Source organism: Isoptericola sp. NPDC057559 (genome assembly GCF_042801555.1).
Classification (GTDB): domain Bacteria; phylum Actinomycetota; class Actinomycetes; order Actinomycetales; family Cellulomonadaceae; genus Isoptericola.
The window spans coordinates 200,177-215,845 of sequence record NZ_JBHVFQ010000001.1 but is presented as its reverse complement, the minus strand read 5'-3'; the positions used below and the strand labels follow the sequence as shown (position 1 = coordinate 215,845).

Here is a 15,669-nt window from a genome sequence, read left to right as displayed (position 1 = left end):
CGCCCGCTACGCCCAGACGCCGGCGCGTGCCGCGGCGGCCGCGCCCTGCGCCGCCCGGTCGGCGTCGCCCTGGTCGAGCGGCCGGCCCACGTTGACCATGGCGTAGTACAGGGGCGCCGACACGGCGGCGACGACGGCCCCGGCGTCGGTGCCCGCGGGGACCTCGCCGCGGGCGACGGCGTCGGTGACGCAGCCCGCCCACTCGGCGATGCGGACCGCGTAGAAGCGGTGCAGCGCGTCGGCGGCCTGCGCGTCGCAGAGCGAGGCGGCGATGAGCGACCGGAAGAGCGGGCCCTGCCGCGGGTCGGTGAGGGTCTTCACGACCAGCCGGGCGTTGGCCCGCAGGTCGCCGTCGAGCGTGCCGGTGTCCGCGCGCGGGACGGACGTCTCGGCCATCTCCACGAGCAGGTCCGCGGCGAGCGCCGCCGGCGTGCCCCACCGCCGGTAGACGGTGGTCTTTCCGACGTCCGCGCGGCGCGCGATCTCGGCGAGGTCGAGGGCGGCGTACCCCTCGGCGGCCAGGGTGTCCCCGGCCGCGCGCAGGACCGCCTCGCGGACGCGGGCCGTGCGTCCTCCGGGGCGCACCGTGCCGGGCGCGGTCTCGGCGGGGACCGGGCTCGTCGGCGCGCCCGGGGGTGGGGGCGTGGGCATGGGCGACCTCCTTCGCGGCGGGTCGGGGGCCGACCCGCGAGGCCAGACTATCGGAACTGTGGTTCCCATTGTGGCGACGCGGTGCTACGTTCGGCGATAACGGAACAGCAGACCCGTTAGGGCCTGTCCGTTCGACCGAAGGGACCGATCGTCATGACCGCCGTCAGCTCCGCGCGGGGGCCGGCTCCCGCCGCCACCTCGCCCCGCGCCGCCGTGCTCGCCACGCCTGCCCCGCCCGCGCTGCCCGCCCCGCCGCGGCTCACCGGGCGGCTGCGGCTCGTCCTCGCCGTCCTGCTGGTCGCCCAGTTCATGCTGGCCGTGGACTTCTCGATCCTCAACGTCGCGCTCCCCGCGATCGGGGACGGCCTGGGCTTCCCGCTCTCGGGGCTCCAGTGGGTCGCGACGTCGTTCGCGCTCGCGGCCGCCGGGTTCACCCTCTTCTTCGGCCGGATCGGCGACCTCGTAGGGCGCAAGCGGATCTTCGTCGGCAGCCTGGCGCTGCTCGGCGCGTCGTCCCTGGTGGGCGGCCTGGCCACCTCGCCCGAGATGCTCCTCGCCGCCCGGGTCGCCCAGGGGCTCGCCACCGCGGCCGCCACGCCGGCGGGCCTGTCCCTGCTCACGACGTCGTTCCCGGAGGGGCCGCTGCGCCAGAAGGCGCTCGGGATCAACGGTGCGCTGATGTCGGCCGGGTTCACCGCGGGGGCGGTCCTGGGCGGCGTCCTCACCGACCTGCTCTCCTGGCGCTGGGCGTTCTTCGTCAACGTGCCCGTGGCGCTGGTCGTCGTGGCGGTCGCCCCGGTGGTGATCCGGGAGTCGCGGCCCGCCGTGCGGCCGCGCCTCGACCTGCCCGGCGCCCTGACCGTCACGCTCGGCCTGCTGGGCCTCGTCCTCGGCATGACCCAGGCGGGCGAGCACGGCTGGTCCGATCCGCGCGCCGTCGTCGGCCTCGCGGCCGGGGCCCTCCTGCTCGTCGCGTTCGTCCTCGTCGAGGCGCGCGTGCCCGAGCCGCTGGTGCCGTTGCGCGTGCTGCGGCGCCGCAACGTCGCCTGGGGGAACGTGATCGGCGTGATCGCCTTCGCCACGGAGACGTCGCTGGTCTACCTGCTGACCCTGTACCTGCAGCGCGCCCTCGACTTCACGCCGCTGGCGGCCGGGCTGTCGTTCGGGGTGCTGGGCGCCGGGACCGTCCTCGGCGGCCTCGCGGCGCCCCGGGTGATCGCGCGGACGTCGACCCGCGCCGCGCTCGTCGCGGGCGGCGTCGTGCAGGCGGTCGCCACGGCGGCGCTGCTCCTGCTGGGTGCGGGCACGGGCGCGGCCGCGTCCCTCGCGCTGCTGCTGCCGGCGACCTTCGTCGGCGGCGTGGGGAACATGCTCGTCATCGTCGGCTTCATGGTGACCGCGACGAACGGCCTGCCCGACACGGAGCAGGGCCTGGCCACCGGCCTCGCCTCGATGTCGCAGCAGGTCGGCATCACCCTCGGGACGCCGATCATGTCCGCCGTGGTCACCGCCGCCTCGGCGGGCGCGGCGACCGTGGCGGCGGTCCAGCACGGCGTGGCGGTGGCGGTCGCGGTCAACGCGGGCCTCGTCCTGCTGGGCGTCGCCGCGGCGGTGATGTTCCTGCGCCCGCGCCGTCCCGGCGGTGTCGCGGCGGGGGAGGCGGCGGCCTGAACGGTCGCGCGGGTGGACGTCGAGACCCCCGGGGCCGGTGCCCCGGGGGTCTCGTGTCAGTCGCCGGCCGGCCCCGGCCGGTCGGAGCGGTCGGCCTTGTCGCCGACCAGCTTGAGGCCGATGGCGCAGCCGATGATGCCGACGAGGAAGAGGGCCTTGAGGAGCGACGCCGTCTCGGTGCCGGTGAGCATCGCCCAGGCGACGGTGAGGGCCGCGCCGATGCCGGTCCAGATGGCGTAGGCCGTGCCGATGGGGATGTGCTTGGCCGCGTAGCCCAGGCCGAGCATGCTCAGCGACAGGGCGACGACGAAGACGATGGTGTCGGCGGGGACCGTGAAGCCACGGCTCGCGTGCAGGGCGGTGGCCCAGACGGCCTCGAGGACCGCGCTGGCCAGCAGCACCCCCCAGGCCACCGAGGTCGGGCTCTTCCTCGCGCTCGGGCTCGTGCTCATGTCAGCTCACCACCTTGAGTCCCACGACCGACCCGACGAGGCCGACCAGCAGCAGCGCCCGCGCGACGGTCAGCCGCTCGTCGCCCCGCACGATGGCGACCAGCACGGTGAGGACCGCGCCGATGCCCACCCACACCGCGTAGGCGGTGCCCACCTCGATGGTGAGCATCGCGTGGGCCAGGCCCCACATGCTCAGCGCCAGGCCCACGACGAACACCGTGGTCGGCACCGGGCGCCGGAAGCCGTGCGAGGCGGCGAGCGCGGTGGCCCACACCGCCTCCATGACGCCGGCCAGGATCAGGATCAGCCAGTCCACGGCCCTCACTCCTTCTCGGTCGGGAAAGCTCGGATGATGTCGCGCCATGTTTTCGCACGACCGTGCGAACAAAGTTCTATCACACCTCGCACGACTGTGCGAACATGGGCGCGTGCCCCAGAGACTCGACCGTGACGAACGCCGTCGCCAGGTGTCCGAGGCCGCGTGGCGCGTCCTCGTGCGCGACGGCCTCGAGGCGCTCTCCGTCCGCAACGTCGCCGCCGAGGCCGGCCTGCCGCAGAGCTCCCTGCGGTACACGTTCCCCACCGTCGCGAGCGTGCGCGAGCGCGCCGTGTCGCTCGTCGTGGAGCGGCTGCGCGAGCGGGTCGACACCGTCGACGTCGCCGCCCCCGGCGGCCCGCGCGCCGTGCTGGCGCAGCTGCTGCCGCTCGACGCCGAGCGGCGCACGGAGATGGAGGTCTACCTCGCCCTGGGCACCGCGGCCCTCACCGACCCGACCCTGCGTGACGGGCACCGCGCCGCCCAGGACGCGATCCGCGACGTGTGCGCCGCCGCGCTCGCCGCCCTCGCCGGCCGACCCGCCGCCGAGGTCGAGGTGCGCGAGCTGCACGCGCTGGTCGACGGCCTCGCGCTGCACGTCGTGCGGCAGGACCCCGACGCCGACCCCGCGTGGGCGCTCGACGTGCTCGACGCGCACCTCGCCCGGGCGGTGACCCGGCGCTGACGGCCCGGGTCAGCCCTGCGCGGCGGGTGCGGCGTGGCCCGCCCGCTCGGCGAACGGCGCCACCAGCTGCTCCACGCCGGCCCACGCCTCCTCGAGGGGGGCGCCGGCCTCGATCATCCGCGACGCGGTGTTCACGACCGCGTTGAGGAGCTCCGCCGTCCTGGCGGGCTGGGGCACCTGGAGCGCCCGCAGGGTGTCGATCAGGGGCCGCAGGAGCTCGTCGTGCATGGACCGCACCCCCTGGGCGACCGCCGCCGCCGGCCCGACGTCGGCGAGCGCGGTCGCGAGCGCGTGCTCGCCCGCGGCCACCAGCTCGAGGTTGGCCCGCGCGTACGCGAGCACGCGGGAGCCGCCGTCGTCGGCCGCGTCCATGGCGTCGGCGACCGTGGCCGCCCACCGGGGGAACACGTCCTCCACCATGGCCTGCAGCAGGTCGTCCGCCGAGCGGAAGTACTGGTAGACGCTGGGGCGTGCCAGGCCGGCCCGCTCGGCGAGGGCGGTGAACGTCGGGGGGCGGCCCGTCTCCGCGAGGATCGCCCGTGCCGCGTCGAGGAGCGCGCGCTGCTGTGCCGAGCGGTGCTCGGCGACGGTGGGTGCGCTGATGCGCGGCACGGCTCCTCCTGCGGCAGGGCGCCCCGGGCCGCGAGGGCCCGGGGCGCGACGGTCAGTCGACCAGTCTCCCATCCTCCATCCGGACCACGCGGTCGCAGTGCTCGAGCACGTCGTGGTCGTGGGTGACCATGACGGTCGCGACGCCGTGGTCGTGCGTCTCCGCGGCGAGCAGTGCGACGACGTCGTGGCTGCGTGCGCGGTCGAGGGCCGCGGTCGGCTCGTCGACGAGGAGCAGCGCGGGCGCGGTGACCAGGGCCCGCGCGATCCCCACCCGCTGGCGCTCACCGCCCGAGAGCTCGTGCGGACGGCGGTCCGCCTTGTGGCCCATCCCCACCTGGTCGAGGAGCTCCTGGGGCGACCGCGTGGTCCGTCGCCGCGCGCGGGCACCCGTGACGTGCAGCGCGAACCGCAGCTGGTCGACCGCCGTGAGCGAGGGCAGGAGGTTCCCGGACTGGAACACGAAGCCGATCCGGTCGCGGCGCAGGTCGGCCTGCCGGGCGGCCGGGAGCGAGGACACTTCCGCGCCGTCGACGAGGACGGTGCCGGAGTCCGGACGGGTGAGCGCCCCGGCCACGGCCAGGAGGCTCGACTTGCCGGCGCCCGACGGCCCCACGACGGCGAGGAGCTCGCCCGGCGGGACGGCGAGGTGGACGCGGTCGAGCGCGGTCACGGTGGAGTCGCCGTCGCCGAGCCTCAGCGTGACGTCGGTCAGCCGGAGCCCGCCCGCCACGGGGGCTGCCGTCTCCGTGGCGGCCGCCACGGAGGAGGTCGTGGGCGTGGTCGGGTGCGTCATCGTTGTCCTCCGAGCGCGGTGAGCGGGTCGATGCGGGCGATGCGGCCGACGGCGACCGCGGCGCCGACGAGCCCGAGCCCCACGAGGAGCGCGGCGGCGGCGGCGACGGGCCCGGCCTCGAGCGAGAACGGCATGGGCGTGGACGTGAGGAACGCGCCGAACCCGACGCCGACCGCGAGCCCGACGACGGTCGAGCCGACGAGGACGACGGCGGCCTGCCCGAGGGCGTCGCCCACGAGGTAACGGGTGGAGGCGCCCATCGCGCGGGCGACGGCGATCTCGTGCTTGCGCTGGATCGTCCAGACGGTGAAGAACGCGCCCACGACCAGGGCCGAGATGGCGTAGAGGAACGTCTGGATCAGGTCGAGGGTGAGCGTCTCGGCCGTGAACCCGGGGGAGGAGTCGAACGAGTCCGCGAGCGGGACGGCCGTCGTGCCCGCGGCGTCGTCACCGGCCGCGAGGTCGATCGTGGCCCCGTCCTCCGCGCGGAGCGCGACAGCGGTGGCCTCGTCGTAGGCCTCGGGCCGGACGTCGGCGCTGGGCTCCGCGCCGGCGTGGATCTCCTGCCAGGTGGCGAGCGGCACGTAGGCCACGTCGACGTGCCCGAAGGTGTGCTGGCCGTCCAGGACGCCCACGATCGTCAGGTCGGTGCCCAGGCGGTCGATCGTCACCGTGTCGCCCACGCCGAGGCCGAGGTCCGTCACCGTGTCGCTGACGACGATCCCGTCGGGCCGGGCGAGGCCGGTGCCGTCGAGGAGGGCGTCGGGTGCCGGGGCGAGGAACGAGTCTGCCTCGACGCCGAAGAGCGCGAGGTCGACCGCCTCGCCGTCGGGGCCCTCCGCGTTGACGAGCTGGTTGCCGAAGAGGGCCGCCTCGCCGACGCCGTCCTGCTCGGACCAGGCGTCGGCCTGGCCCCGGTCGACGGTGCTGCGGGAGAAGGCGGAGTCCGCCGCGGTCCCGTCGTCGAACGCGAACGCGGTGACCGGGAGGTTCTTGAGCCCGGAGACCCCGTCGTTCACCAGGCCGGAGGACAGGCCCGAGAGGATGACGACCAGGATCGCGACCAGTGCGACGACACCCCCCATCAGGCCGAACCGTGAGCGCGCGAACACGAGCTCGCGCCACGCCAGAAACATGCGTCTCCCTTCCGCGGCGGCACCAGTTGCCGACGCACCGTTGGGACGATACCAACGGTGCGTCGGGAACATTGGCGACGGGGGGCCGCCGGCGTGTGACATGGGTCATGCGGGCGTGTCGCCGGTGGTGGCGGAGTCCGGTCAGCGCGGCGGGCCCACCAGGGCGTCGCCGACCTCCGAGCGCAGGTACAGCACGGACCGTCCGGCGCGGGCGGACGTGAGGAGGCCCACGTCGCGCAGCACGCGCAGGTGCTGGTTCACGGCACTGGTCGTGACGTCGAGGCGGCGCGCCAGCTCCGTGGAGGACGCGGGTCGCTCCAGCGCGGTGAGCAGCCCGGCCCGCGCGCGCCCCAGCACCGCCACGAGCGCGTCGTCCGCCACCTGCCGCTCCGCCTGCCACAGCGTGCCCGTGCCGCGCGCGCCGTACATGATCACCGGCGGCTCGGCGGGCGAGATCGGAGCCGACGCCCCACGGGTGAACAGCGTGGGCACGAGCGTGAGCCCCACGCCCGCGGTGGCGCGGCGGAACGCCGCGTTGAGGGTCCCCAGGCGGACGCTCACCACGCCGTCGGCGAACGAGACCCGCGGGGACAGGTCGGCGAACATCGCGCCCGCGCCGTGCGCCGAGATCACGGTGCCGCGGTGCACGACGTCGGCCTGCAGCACCGCGCGCATCCGCGGCCAGGCCGGGGCGAAGCACGCGTCCCAGTAGCCGGAGAGCGCGTCGAGGACCCGCCGCCGCACCGCCGGGAGCGGCCCCCGCAGCGCGGCAGGCAGCCCGCCCGGGTGCACCGCCTCGAGGTCGTGCGTCACCACCGCGTCGTCGACGGCGGCCACGGCGGCCAGCTCGTCGTCGATGCGGGTGAGCGGGCTGCCCGGGCGGGGCGTGAGGTAGTCCGGCGTCCACATCGACTCGTTGGTGAGCGCCAGCAGCATGTCGCCGTCGAGCGACGGCCGCGCCTCCTCGACGCGGCGCAGCCACGGCAGGTGGACGGGGTAGCGGCCCGGGTCGCGCCACGCGCGCAGCGACAGGACGAGCTCGTTCAGCGGGGAGACGGCGAACCGCACGTCCGCGAGGTCCATGCCGGCGAGCTCGTAGTGCATCCAGCCCATGCGTGCCTCCGTCGCCGCGGGCCCGTCCCGCAGGGTGAGCATAGATGTAGCGTTCCGCTACATCCGTTCTGCCCCGGCACCGGGTGCCGCCTACTGGTGCCGTGCTCCGGACCCTCCTCCCGCGCAACCCCGTCGCGCGCGCCCTCACCTTCTCGACGATGGCGCTCGCGGCGTCGAACGGCGTCTTCTACGCGGTCTCCGTCCTGTACTTCACGCGGGTGGTCGGGCTGCCCGCGGCCACGGTCGGGCTCGGCCTGGGGATCGCGGGCGGCGCGGGCGTGCTCGGGGCGTTCCTGGCCGGGCGCTGGTCCGACCGGCAGGGGGCGCACCGCGTGCAGGTGTGGGGCGTCGCCGTCCAGGCGCTGGCGCTGGCGGCCTACTCGTTCGCCGGCGACGCCCTGACGTTCACCGCCGTGGCGATCGTCGCCAGCGGCGCGCGCGGCGTGCACTCGACGGCGCGCCAGGCGCTGCTCGCCCGCTGGTTCACCGGCCCCGAGCGCGTCGACGTCCGGGCCCGCCTGCGCGTGGTGATGAACGTCTTCATCGGGCTGGGCACGCTCGCGGCCGCCGTCGCCCTGCTGCTCGACACCGCCGTGGCGTACCGCACCGCGATGGTCGCCACGGCCGTGCTGCTGCTCGCCGCGGTCGCGCCGCTCGCCGTGCTGCCCCGCCGCGTGCCCGACCTGGCCGCCCGCCTCCTCGCCGACCCGCCCGCCCCGGAGGGCGCCGGCGGCCTCGTCGAGGAGGCGCCCGCCCGCCACCCCCTGCGCGACGGCACGTACGTGGCGAGCGTCGTCCTCAACGCCGTCGTGGCCATGCAGTTCGGGGTCATGACCGTGGGCGTGCCGCTGTGGGTCGCGACCACCGACGCGCCCACGGCCGTCGTGTCCGCGCTGCTGGTGGTCAACACCGTGCTGGTGGCGCTGCTGCAGGTGCGCGCCTCCCGCGGCACCCACGACGTGCGGGGCGCGGGCCGGGCCGTGCGCCGCGGCGCCGTCCTGCTCGCGGTCGCCTGCGTGCTGTACGCGGCGGCCGGTCACGGCAGCCTCGTCGCGGCGACCGCCCTGCTGGTCCTCGCCGCCGTCGCGCACTCCCTCGGCGAGGTGGTGTCCGAGGCCGGCGGCTGGGGCATGGCCTTCGAGCTCGCCGACCAGCGTCGTGCGGGCGCCTACCAGGGCCTGTCCCAGACCGGCTACGCGCTCGCGGGCATGGCTGCTCCGGTCGTCGTGACGATGCTGCCCATCCGGTACGGCACCCCCGGCTGGCTCGTGCTCGGCGCGATCTTCGTCGCCGCCGGCGCCGGCGCGGCGGCCCTCGCAGCACGGGCCGCGCAGCGCCGGCCGGTCGTCGAGCCGGTCCCGGCCGCCAGCGTGGGGTGACATCGGCAGTTCAGGACGACGTCGGCAGTTCGAGCTGCCGACCTCGTCCGGAAGTGCCGCCCTCGTGGCTCGGGGCCGTCGACCGCACCAGCTCGGCCGCGACGGCGTCCCGCACCTCGGCGTCCGTCAGCCCGTGGTCGCGCGCGAGCCGGACGAATCGGCGCGCGGCCTCGGTCACGACCGCACGGTCGAGCGCAGCCGGGGGGGCGGTCACCAGCGTGCCGACCCGCCGACGCGACACCACCAGCCCCGCTGCCTCCAGGTCCCGGTACGTGCGCGACACCGTGCCAGGGGCGATGCCGAGGTCGTGGGCCAGGGCGCGGACGGTCGGCAGCCGCTCGCCGTCCGTGAGCGTCCCCGCGGTGATCAGCGCGGCGAGCTGCGACCGCAGCTGCTCGTAGTGCGGCACCGCCGACGTCGTGTCGATGCGGACGGTGAGAGTCACGAGTGCACCACGGGGTGAGTCTGCCCGATGGCCGGCCGGGGAGCGGGGTCACGGGTGGGCCAGACCGTCACGAGCAGGGCGCCGGCGGCGATAGCGATCCCGATCCAGAACAACACGGTTCCCAGGGTGACGTGCAGGTCGAGCCAGCGGAGCGATAGTCCGGCGAGCCCGACGATCCCTGCCAGGGAGAGTCCGAGGACCAGCAGGGCGACGCGCAGCACCCGTCGGGCGACCCGGCGCCGCAGCCACATGTCCCAGGCCTCGTCCACGCCCTCCACGGCCGGGCGGGAGGCGACCAGGCGCAGCACCACCTCGCTGCCTGCACCGGCGACGACGGCCGCCGCCAGGAGGGGCAGCGTCCACGACCACCCGGGGAACGAGCCTTCCGCTGCGACGGTGCTGCCGTCGAGGCGAGCGATCGTCCGAGGGCCGTCCGCTGCCAGGCCCAGTGCAGCCGTGGTGACGGCGAGTGCCGCGACCGTGGCCCAGAGGAGTCCACGGGAAGCTCGGCCGGCGACGTCGGACGTCGTCCGGGCGACCAGCCGTGCCTCCCGATGGGTGCCGCGTGGGCCGGGCCAGGTGAGCTCGCCGACCCCGTGAACCGCGAGAAACGCCCACAGGCCGACGATAGGGAGCGCTGCCAGGAGGTGCGGCTCGAGCCGCACCAGCAGCCCGAAGTAATACACGAGCACCGGCGACGCCAGTCCGACTGCGAGGGGGAACACCGCGACGCCGACCGTGATCGTCGCGTGGGTGACCGCGCGCCGGGCAGACGTGGTCGGGGCGACGGCGTGCCGACCGTCCCACCAGAGCAGGCCCGCCGCGGCGAGCGTGAGGACGAGCAGGAGCGCCATCGGCTCCACGGCGACGTCTCCGACGAGCACACCGAACATCTGCCACCTCCAACTGAGTATTGATCATGAACTATGATCTTTACGGACCGGCACGTCAAGACCCGCCACCCGCACCCGCGTCGTGATCGGCAGTTCGGGGCCGACGTCGCCGCCCCGGGCGAGCCTGCCGTGCCGTCCGGCCCGCGGGGCCGGAGAATGCGGGGGTGACGGACGACGAGGGCCGGGCGGCGGGGCAGTGGTTCGTCGGGACGCACGGCCCGCCGGTGGACGCGCGGGACGACGAGCACCCGGCGCGCTGGTTGCACGTCACGGACAAGCACGGGTTCCTGGCGGCGGCCCAGGAGCTGGACCCGGCGCTGCGGGAACGACTGGCGGCGGTGCACGCCGTCACGCGGGAGGTGCCGAAGCGGCCGACGGCGGCGGTGCGGTGGCTCGACGACGACTGGGTCGCGGTGCTCACGCCCACGGTCTGGTACACCGAGGACGACCGGCAGGTGCACACCGGCGAGCTCGGCGTCCTCGCCGGCCCGGACACGGTGCTCACGTTCGAGGCGGGCGGGGCGCAGGTGCACGACCGGGCGCTGGACCGCCTGCGCGGCCCCGGCCCGGCGCACGGGTCGGGCGCGCAGCGCGTGGCGCTCGCCGTGGTGCTGGGGCTGGTGGGCGTGGCGTCGGAGGTGGAGGTCGCGCTGGGCGACGCCGTCGCCGACACGGAGCGCCTCGTCTTCGACCGCTCGGTCTCCGACCCGGTGCAGCGGCTGTACGACCTCAAGCGCGAGATCACCGAGGCGCGGCGCGCGCTGCTGCCGGTGGCGGCCGAGCTGCCGGAGCTCACGGACGGCGACGGACGCCGGGTCGTCGCGGACCGGCGCCCGCTGGAGCGGGTCGCGACCACCGTGGAGCGGATCGACCGGCACCTCGACGCGCACGACGGACTGCTCTCCGACATGCTGCAGGTGCATCTCTCCCAGGTGTCGGTGCGGCAGAACGAGGACATGCGCAAGATCTCGGCCTGGGCGGCGATCCTCGTCTACCCCACGGTGATCGCGGGCATCTACGGCATGAACTTCCGCAACATGCCGGAGCTGCACTGGCTGCTCGGGTACCCGTTCGCGCTGGCGCTCATGGCGGTGGGTTGCGTGGTGCTCTACCGGGTCTTCCGGCGCGTCGGCTGGCTCTGACGCGCCGGTCCCGGGAGCCGGTCGGGCGGTGGGCACCGAAACGTTGCTCGGCTAGCCTGTGCGCTCCAGGCGCCCGAGGGAGGGACGGACACGTGCAGCTGCTGGTGGTCGAGGACGACGACCACGTCGCAGGCGCGCTCGTGTCCGTGCTCCGGCGGCACGGTTTCGAGGTGGTCCGCGCCCGCGACGGCGCGTCCGCCCTGCGCGAGGTCAGCCCCCGCACGGACATGGTGCTGCTGGACCTCACGCTGCCCGACATCGACGGCTTCGAGGTGTGCCGCCGCATCCGCCGCGTCTCGGACACCCCGATCATCATGGTCACGGCCCGTACCCGCCTCGACGCGCGCATCCAGGGGCTGGAGCTCGGCGCCGACGACTACGTGACCAAGCCCTACGACGTGCGCGAGGTGCTCGCCCGGATCGACGCCGTGCTCCGCCGCGGCCGCGGCCGCGAGTGGGACGGACAGCGCGCCGAGGCCCCCGACGCGCGCATCCGGGTGCGGGGCGTGGTGGTGGACCTGGCGCGGCGCGAGGTGCGGCGGGCGGCGGGCACCGTCGTCGAGCTGACCCGCAAAGAGTTCGACCTGCTCGCGCTGCTCGTGCGCCAGCAGGGGTCGGTCCTCACGCGCGAGCGCATCCTGCGCGACGTGTGGGGGTCGAGCTGGAAGGGCCTCGGCCGCACGCTCGAGGTGCACGTCGCATCCCTGCGCCGCAAGCTCGGCGAGCCCGACCTGGTCGAGACGGTCCGCGGCGTGGGCTACCGGATGGTCGCGCCCGACGGCGGGGACGCGGCCGCGCCGCGCGGCGCGGGGGCCTAGACGTCGATGCGGACCCGGCTGGCGATCATCCTGTTCGTGCCCTGCGTGCTCGTGCTCGTCCTGCTCGGCGCCGCGTACTCCGGCAACGTGGCGCGCGCCAACCAGCAGGAGGTCTACCTGGACCGCCTGGCCGACGCCGGCTACCTCGTGATCACGGCACGCCAGTCGCTCACCGCCGACGACCCGGCGATCGTCGCGGGCGACCTCAAGCGGTACCGCGACGTGTACGGGGTGGGGGCGGCCGTCCTCGACCAGTCGGGCGCCGTGTGGGCGTCCAACGGGCTCGACGCCGACGACCTGGACGAGCGGCACGCCGCGCTCGCGGGCCGGCGCGGCGAGGCGGCGCTGAGCACCCTGCCGTGGAAGGCCGACCGCATCGTCGTCGCCGAGCCCGTCTACGACGGCGGCGACCTGGTGGGCGCGGTCCTCACCGTCTCCGAGGCCTCGTCGGTCTCCCGCAGCATCTGGTCGAGCTGGGGGATCCTCGTGGCGGCGGGCCTCGTCATGTGCGTGCTCGCCGTCGTCATCGCGCACCGCACCGCGGGCTGGGTGCTGCGCCCCGTGCGCGCCGTCGACGCCGCGATGGGCGAGATCGGCCGCGGCCGCCTCGACGCTCGCATCCCGCCGTCCACCGGCCCGCCGGAGCTGCGCGAGGTCATCACGCGGTTCAACGCCATGGCCGCCCAGGTGGAGCACTCGATGCACCGCCAGCAGGAGTTCGCCTCCAACGCGTCGCACGAGCTGCGCAACCCGCTCAACGCGCTCATGCTGCGCGTCGAGGACCTGGCGCTCTCGGCGCCGGACGAGCACGCCACCGAGGTGGCGCACGTCCGCGCCGAGGCCGTGCGCATGGCGCACATCCTCGACGCGCTGCTGCTCCTCGCCGACGACGCGAACCTGGCCGCCGGCGCGCGCCCGGTGGACGTCGTGGAGCTCGTCGCCCGCCGCGTCGAGAGCTGGCGGCTCCTCGCCGTCGGCCGCCACCTCGCCTTCGACGACGCCCCCGAGGGCGCGTGGGCGGAGCTCAACGAGATCGCCCTGGAGTGTGCTTTCGACGCCGTGCTCGACAACGCGGTGAAGTTCTCGCCCGACGGCGGCCGCATCGACGTCACCGTCGGCGTGCCCGACGACGGCGACGCGGCGGGCATGGTCGAGGTCACCGTGCGCGACCACGGCGCGGGCGTGCCGCCCGAGGAGCTGGAGCGGCTGGCGGAACGGTTCTGGCGCTCGCCCGGGCACGGCACCGTCCGCGGCTCGGGGCTCGGCCTCGCCATCGCGTCGGAGCTGCTCGCCACCGGCGGCGGGGGACTGCGCCTCGCCCTGCCCGACGGCGGCGGCTTCGAGGTGCGGCTGCGCATGCCCGCGCTCGCGCCGGAGGCGGTGTCGTGAGCACCCGGCCGACGACGCGCCGCCCCCTGCTCGCGGCGCTCGCCGCCGCGCTGCTGGTCCTGCCGCTGCTCGCGGGCTGCGTGGGCGACGACGCGGCGGGCGACCCGTGGGAGGGGAACCAGCCCGACACGCTCACCGTGGCCACCGGCGGATCCACCGGCATCTACCACGCGTACGGCGTCGCCATCGCGAAGGTGCTCGAGGAGCGGTACGACCTGCCCGTCGAGGTGGACGAGACCGGCGGCTCCGTGGAGAACCTGCAGAGCCTCGACGCCGGCACGGCGCAGGTGGCGTTCAGCGCCGCCGACGCCGCCCGGGACGCCGTCGCCGGCGAGGGGGAGTTCGACGAGCCCCTCGACGTGCGCGCGCTGGGCCGCGTCTACGACGACTTCGTGCACCTGGTGGTGCCCGCCGGCTCCGACGTGCGCTCGATCGCCGACCTGCGCGGCAAGCGCGTGTCGCTCGGCGCCCCGCGGTCCGGCACGGCCCTCATCGCGCAACGCCTGCTCTCCGCCGCCGACGTGCCCCGCGCCGCGCTCACGGACACCAGGCTCGGCCTGGACGACTCGATCGCGGCCCTCCGGGACGGCGACATCGAGGCCTTCTTCTGGTCGGGCGGGCTGCGCACCCCCGGCCTGACGGCGCTCGCGGACGACGTGCCCGTGCGCCTCGTGCCCCTGGGGGACCTCGTCGAGGAGGTGCGCTCACGGTACGGCAGCGGCTACCGGCACGGCATCGTGCCGAAGGGGATGTACGGCTCGTCGGCCGCGGTCGAGACGCTCGCCGTGCCGAACTTCCTCATGGTGCGCGGCGACATGCCCGACGCCGAGGCCCGCACCCTGGTCTCCACCCTGTTCGACGCGCGGTCGCAGATCGCCGCCCAGGTGCCGTCGGCGGCGAACCTCGACCGTGTCCGCGCCATCTTCACCGACCCGGTCGAGCTGCACCCCGGCGCCCTGCGGTACTACCGCGAGACGAAGGACTGACGATCCCGGCCGCCCGCCGTCGTCCCTACCAGGAGGACGCGGCAGGCACGGCGGAGACGAGCCGCAGCCGGTGCCCGACGCCCCCGCGCCACGGCGTGGACGGGGCCAGCGCCGCCGGGTAGCCGCCGGGGTTGCGCTGGTGCCAGCGCCACAGGTCGAGGCAGATGTCCTCGATGCCGCGGGTGGCCCGCCAGCCCAGCTCCGCCTCCGCGCGGCCGGGGTCGGCGTACGACACGGCGACGTCGCCCGCCTGCCGGCCCGTGACCCGGTACGGCACGGCGCGGCCGGTGACGGACTCGAACGCCCGGACGACCTCGAGCACGCTGGTGGGCCGGCCGCTGCCGAGGTTCCAGGTGGACAGCTGCTGGTCCGCGTCGTCGAGCCCGGCCAGGGCGGCCACGTGCCCGGCGGCCAGGTCGTCCACGTGCACGTAGTCGCGCATCGCGGTGCCGTCGGGCGTCGGGTGGTCGTCGCCGTGCACGTCGAGCCGGTCGCGCGTGCCCGCCGCGGTCTCGGCGACGGCGGTGAGCAGCCCCGCCGCCATGCCCGGACGGTCCGGGCCGAGCGTCGCGGACGGGTGCGCCCCGGCGGTGGTGAAGTGGCGCACGACGCCGACGCGCAGGCGCGGGCCGGCGTCGGCCACGACGTCGCGCAGGATCTGCTCGTTCATCGCGTGGCTGCGGCCCACCGGGCCGGACGGGGCGAGGGGCGCGTCCTCCCGGTGCGGCAGGTCGCGGCCCTCCCCGTACACCGCGGCCGACGACGACACGACGAGCCGGTCGACGCCGTACCAGGCCATGCAGCGCAGCAGCGTGAACGTGGTGCCGAGGTTGGTCTCGTAGCTGTCCAGGGGCCGCACGCCGGGCGCCCCCGGGCGCTTGACGCCCGCGAGGTGCAGGACGGCGTCGAAGCCCTCGGCGTCGAAGAGCCGCTCGAGGGAGTCGATGTCGGCGCTGTCGAAGACGTGCACGGGGACCGGCCGGCCCGCCAGGATCTCCACCCGCTCCAGCGCGGCGGGGGCGCCCCGGGAGAAGTCGTCGACCACGACGACGTCGTGCCCGGCCCCGAGCAGCCGGAGCACGGTGTGAGACCCGACGTACCCGGCGCCTCCGGTCACCAGGACGCGCATGGGACTCCTCACCTCGGCGATCACGGCAGATGATGTCGCGCCGTCATCTTGCTGGCCGG

Annotated in this window: 17 protein-coding genes; 7 read left to right on the top strand and 10 right to left on the bottom strand. The window is 75.5% G+C overall.

The features are described 5' to 3' along the window. Window positions 1–6 precede the first annotated feature (6 nt). Window positions 7–651 carry a TetR/AcrR family transcriptional regulator gene (locus ACFU5J_RS00955; RefSeq protein ID WP_430577502.1) on the bottom strand — a complete coding sequence of 215 codons (645 nt, stop codon included), beginning with the start codon at window positions 649–651 and terminating at the stop codon, window positions 7–9. Window positions 652–804: 153 nt separating this feature from the next. Between ACFU5J_RS00955 and ACFU5J_RS00950 the strand changes: the two genes are divergently transcribed. After that, complete coding sequence (locus ACFU5J_RS00950; protein ID WP_430577501.1) at window positions 805–2,322, top strand: MFS transporter; 1,518 nt, start codon at window positions 805–807, stop codon at window positions 2,320–2,322. A 56-nt stretch (window positions 2,323–2,378) separates the two neighbouring features. Here the strand turns inward: ACFU5J_RS00950 and ACFU5J_RS00945 are convergent, their stop codons facing one another. Together ACFU5J_RS00945 and ACFU5J_RS00940 are read right to left on the bottom strand one after the other, a co-directional pair. Continuing rightward, window positions 2,379–2,774 (bottom strand): DMT family transporter, encoded by a 396-nt coding sequence (locus tag ACFU5J_RS00945; protein ID WP_430573431.1) that lies wholly within the window; start codon window positions 2,772–2,774, stop codon window positions 2,379–2,381. Window position 2,775: 1 nt separating this feature from the next. Beyond that, window positions 2,776–3,090 carry a DMT family transporter gene (locus tag ACFU5J_RS00940; protein ID WP_430573430.1) on the bottom strand — a complete coding sequence of 105 codons (315 nt, stop codon included), beginning with the start codon at window positions 3,088–3,090 and terminating at the stop codon, window positions 2,776–2,778. A gap of 112 nt (window positions 3,091–3,202) precedes the next feature. Here ACFU5J_RS00940 and ACFU5J_RS00935 point away from each other — a divergent pair, with 112 nt between their 5' ends. Continuing rightward, a complete protein-coding gene (locus ACFU5J_RS00935) occupies window positions 3,203–3,775 on the top strand; it encodes a TetR/AcrR family transcriptional regulator (protein WP_430577500.1) in 573 nt (190 codons plus the stop codon). A gap of 9 nt (window positions 3,776–3,784) precedes the next feature. On the opposite strand, the gene ACFU5J_RS00930 is transcribed toward ACFU5J_RS00935, so the two are convergent. The 4 genes from ACFU5J_RS00930 to ACFU5J_RS00915 all read right to left on the bottom strand — a co-directional run bounded on the left by ACFU5J_RS00930 (window position 3,785) and on the right by ACFU5J_RS00915 (window position 7,471). Next, window positions 3,785–4,387, bottom strand: coding sequence for a TetR/AcrR family transcriptional regulator (locus ACFU5J_RS00930; protein ID WP_430573428.1), 603 nt, complete (start codon window positions 4,385–4,387; stop codon window positions 3,785–3,787). A 52-nt stretch (window positions 4,388–4,439) separates the two neighbouring features. After that, the gene (locus tag ACFU5J_RS00925; protein ID WP_430577499.1) at window positions 4,440–5,180 is read right to left on the bottom strand and encodes an ABC transporter ATP-binding protein; all 741 of its coding nucleotides are present in this window, start codon (window positions 5,178–5,180) and stop codon (window positions 4,440–4,442) included. After that, window positions 5,177–6,316: an ABC transporter permease gene (locus tag ACFU5J_RS00920; protein WP_430577498.1), complete on the bottom strand. Its 1,140-nt coding sequence runs from the start codon at window positions 6,314–6,316 to the stop codon at window positions 5,177–5,179. The genes ACFU5J_RS00925 and ACFU5J_RS00920 overlap by 4 nt, the downstream gene beginning before the upstream one ends. Window positions 6,317–6,457: 141 nt before the next feature. Beyond that, the gene (locus ACFU5J_RS00915) at window positions 6,458–7,471 is read right to left on the bottom strand and encodes a DUF5937 family protein (protein WP_430577497.1); all 1,014 of its coding nucleotides are present in this window, start codon (window positions 7,469–7,471) and stop codon (window positions 6,458–6,460) included. Between the two features lie 59 nt (window positions 7,472–7,530). On the opposite strand from ACFU5J_RS00915, the gene ACFU5J_RS00910 reads away from it, so the two are divergent. Next, entirely contained in the window at window positions 7,531–8,808 is a 1,278-nt protein-coding gene (locus tag ACFU5J_RS00910) for an MFS transporter (RefSeq protein WP_430573424.1), read from the top strand. Between the two features lie 10 nt (window positions 8,809–8,818). Here the strand turns inward: ACFU5J_RS00910 and ACFU5J_RS00905 are convergent, their stop codons facing one another. Both ACFU5J_RS00905 and ACFU5J_RS00900 read right to left on the bottom strand, forming a co-directional pair. Next, window positions 8,819–9,253: a GntR family transcriptional regulator gene (locus tag ACFU5J_RS00905; protein WP_430577496.1), complete on the bottom strand. Its 435-nt coding sequence runs from the start codon at window positions 9,251–9,253 to the stop codon at window positions 8,819–8,821. Beyond that, the gene (locus ACFU5J_RS00900) at window positions 9,250–10,146 is read right to left on the bottom strand and encodes a hypothetical protein (protein ID WP_430577495.1); all 897 of its coding nucleotides are present in this window, start codon (window positions 10,144–10,146) and stop codon (window positions 9,250–9,252) included. The genes ACFU5J_RS00905 and ACFU5J_RS00900 overlap by 4 nt, the downstream gene beginning before the upstream one ends. Before the next feature lie 164 nt (window positions 10,147–10,310). Between ACFU5J_RS00900 and ACFU5J_RS00895 the strand changes: the two genes are divergently transcribed. The 4 genes from ACFU5J_RS00895 to ACFU5J_RS00880 all read left to right on the top strand — a co-directional run bounded on the left by ACFU5J_RS00895 (window position 10,311) and on the right by ACFU5J_RS00880 (window position 14,481). Then, window positions 10,311–11,288, top strand: coding sequence for a CorA family divalent cation transporter (locus ACFU5J_RS00895; protein ID WP_430577494.1), 978 nt, complete (start codon window positions 10,311–10,313; stop codon window positions 11,286–11,288). 92 nt (window positions 11,289–11,380) lie between these two features. Continuing rightward, on the top strand, window positions 11,381–12,106 hold the full coding sequence (locus tag ACFU5J_RS00890) for a response regulator transcription factor (protein ID WP_430573422.1): 726 nt from the start codon (window positions 11,381–11,383) through the stop codon (window positions 12,104–12,106). Between the two features lie 6 nt (window positions 12,107–12,112). Further along, on the top strand, window positions 12,113–13,495 hold the full coding sequence (locus tag ACFU5J_RS00885; protein WP_430577493.1) for an ATP-binding protein: 1,383 nt from the start codon (window positions 12,113–12,115) through the stop codon (window positions 13,493–13,495). Next, window positions 13,492–14,481 (top strand): TAXI family TRAP transporter solute-binding subunit, encoded by a 990-nt coding sequence (locus tag ACFU5J_RS00880; RefSeq protein WP_430577492.1) that lies wholly within the window; start codon window positions 13,492–13,494, stop codon window positions 14,479–14,481. The genes ACFU5J_RS00885 and ACFU5J_RS00880 overlap by 4 nt, the downstream gene beginning before the upstream one ends. A 25-nt stretch (window positions 14,482–14,506) precedes the next feature. Here the strand turns inward: ACFU5J_RS00880 and galE are convergent, their stop codons facing one another. Further along, a complete protein-coding gene (gene galE / locus ACFU5J_RS00875) occupies window positions 14,507–15,610 on the bottom strand; it encodes a UDP-glucose 4-epimerase GalE (protein ID WP_430573419.1) in 1,104 nt (367 codons plus the stop codon). Window positions 15,611–15,669 lie beyond the last annotated feature (59 nt).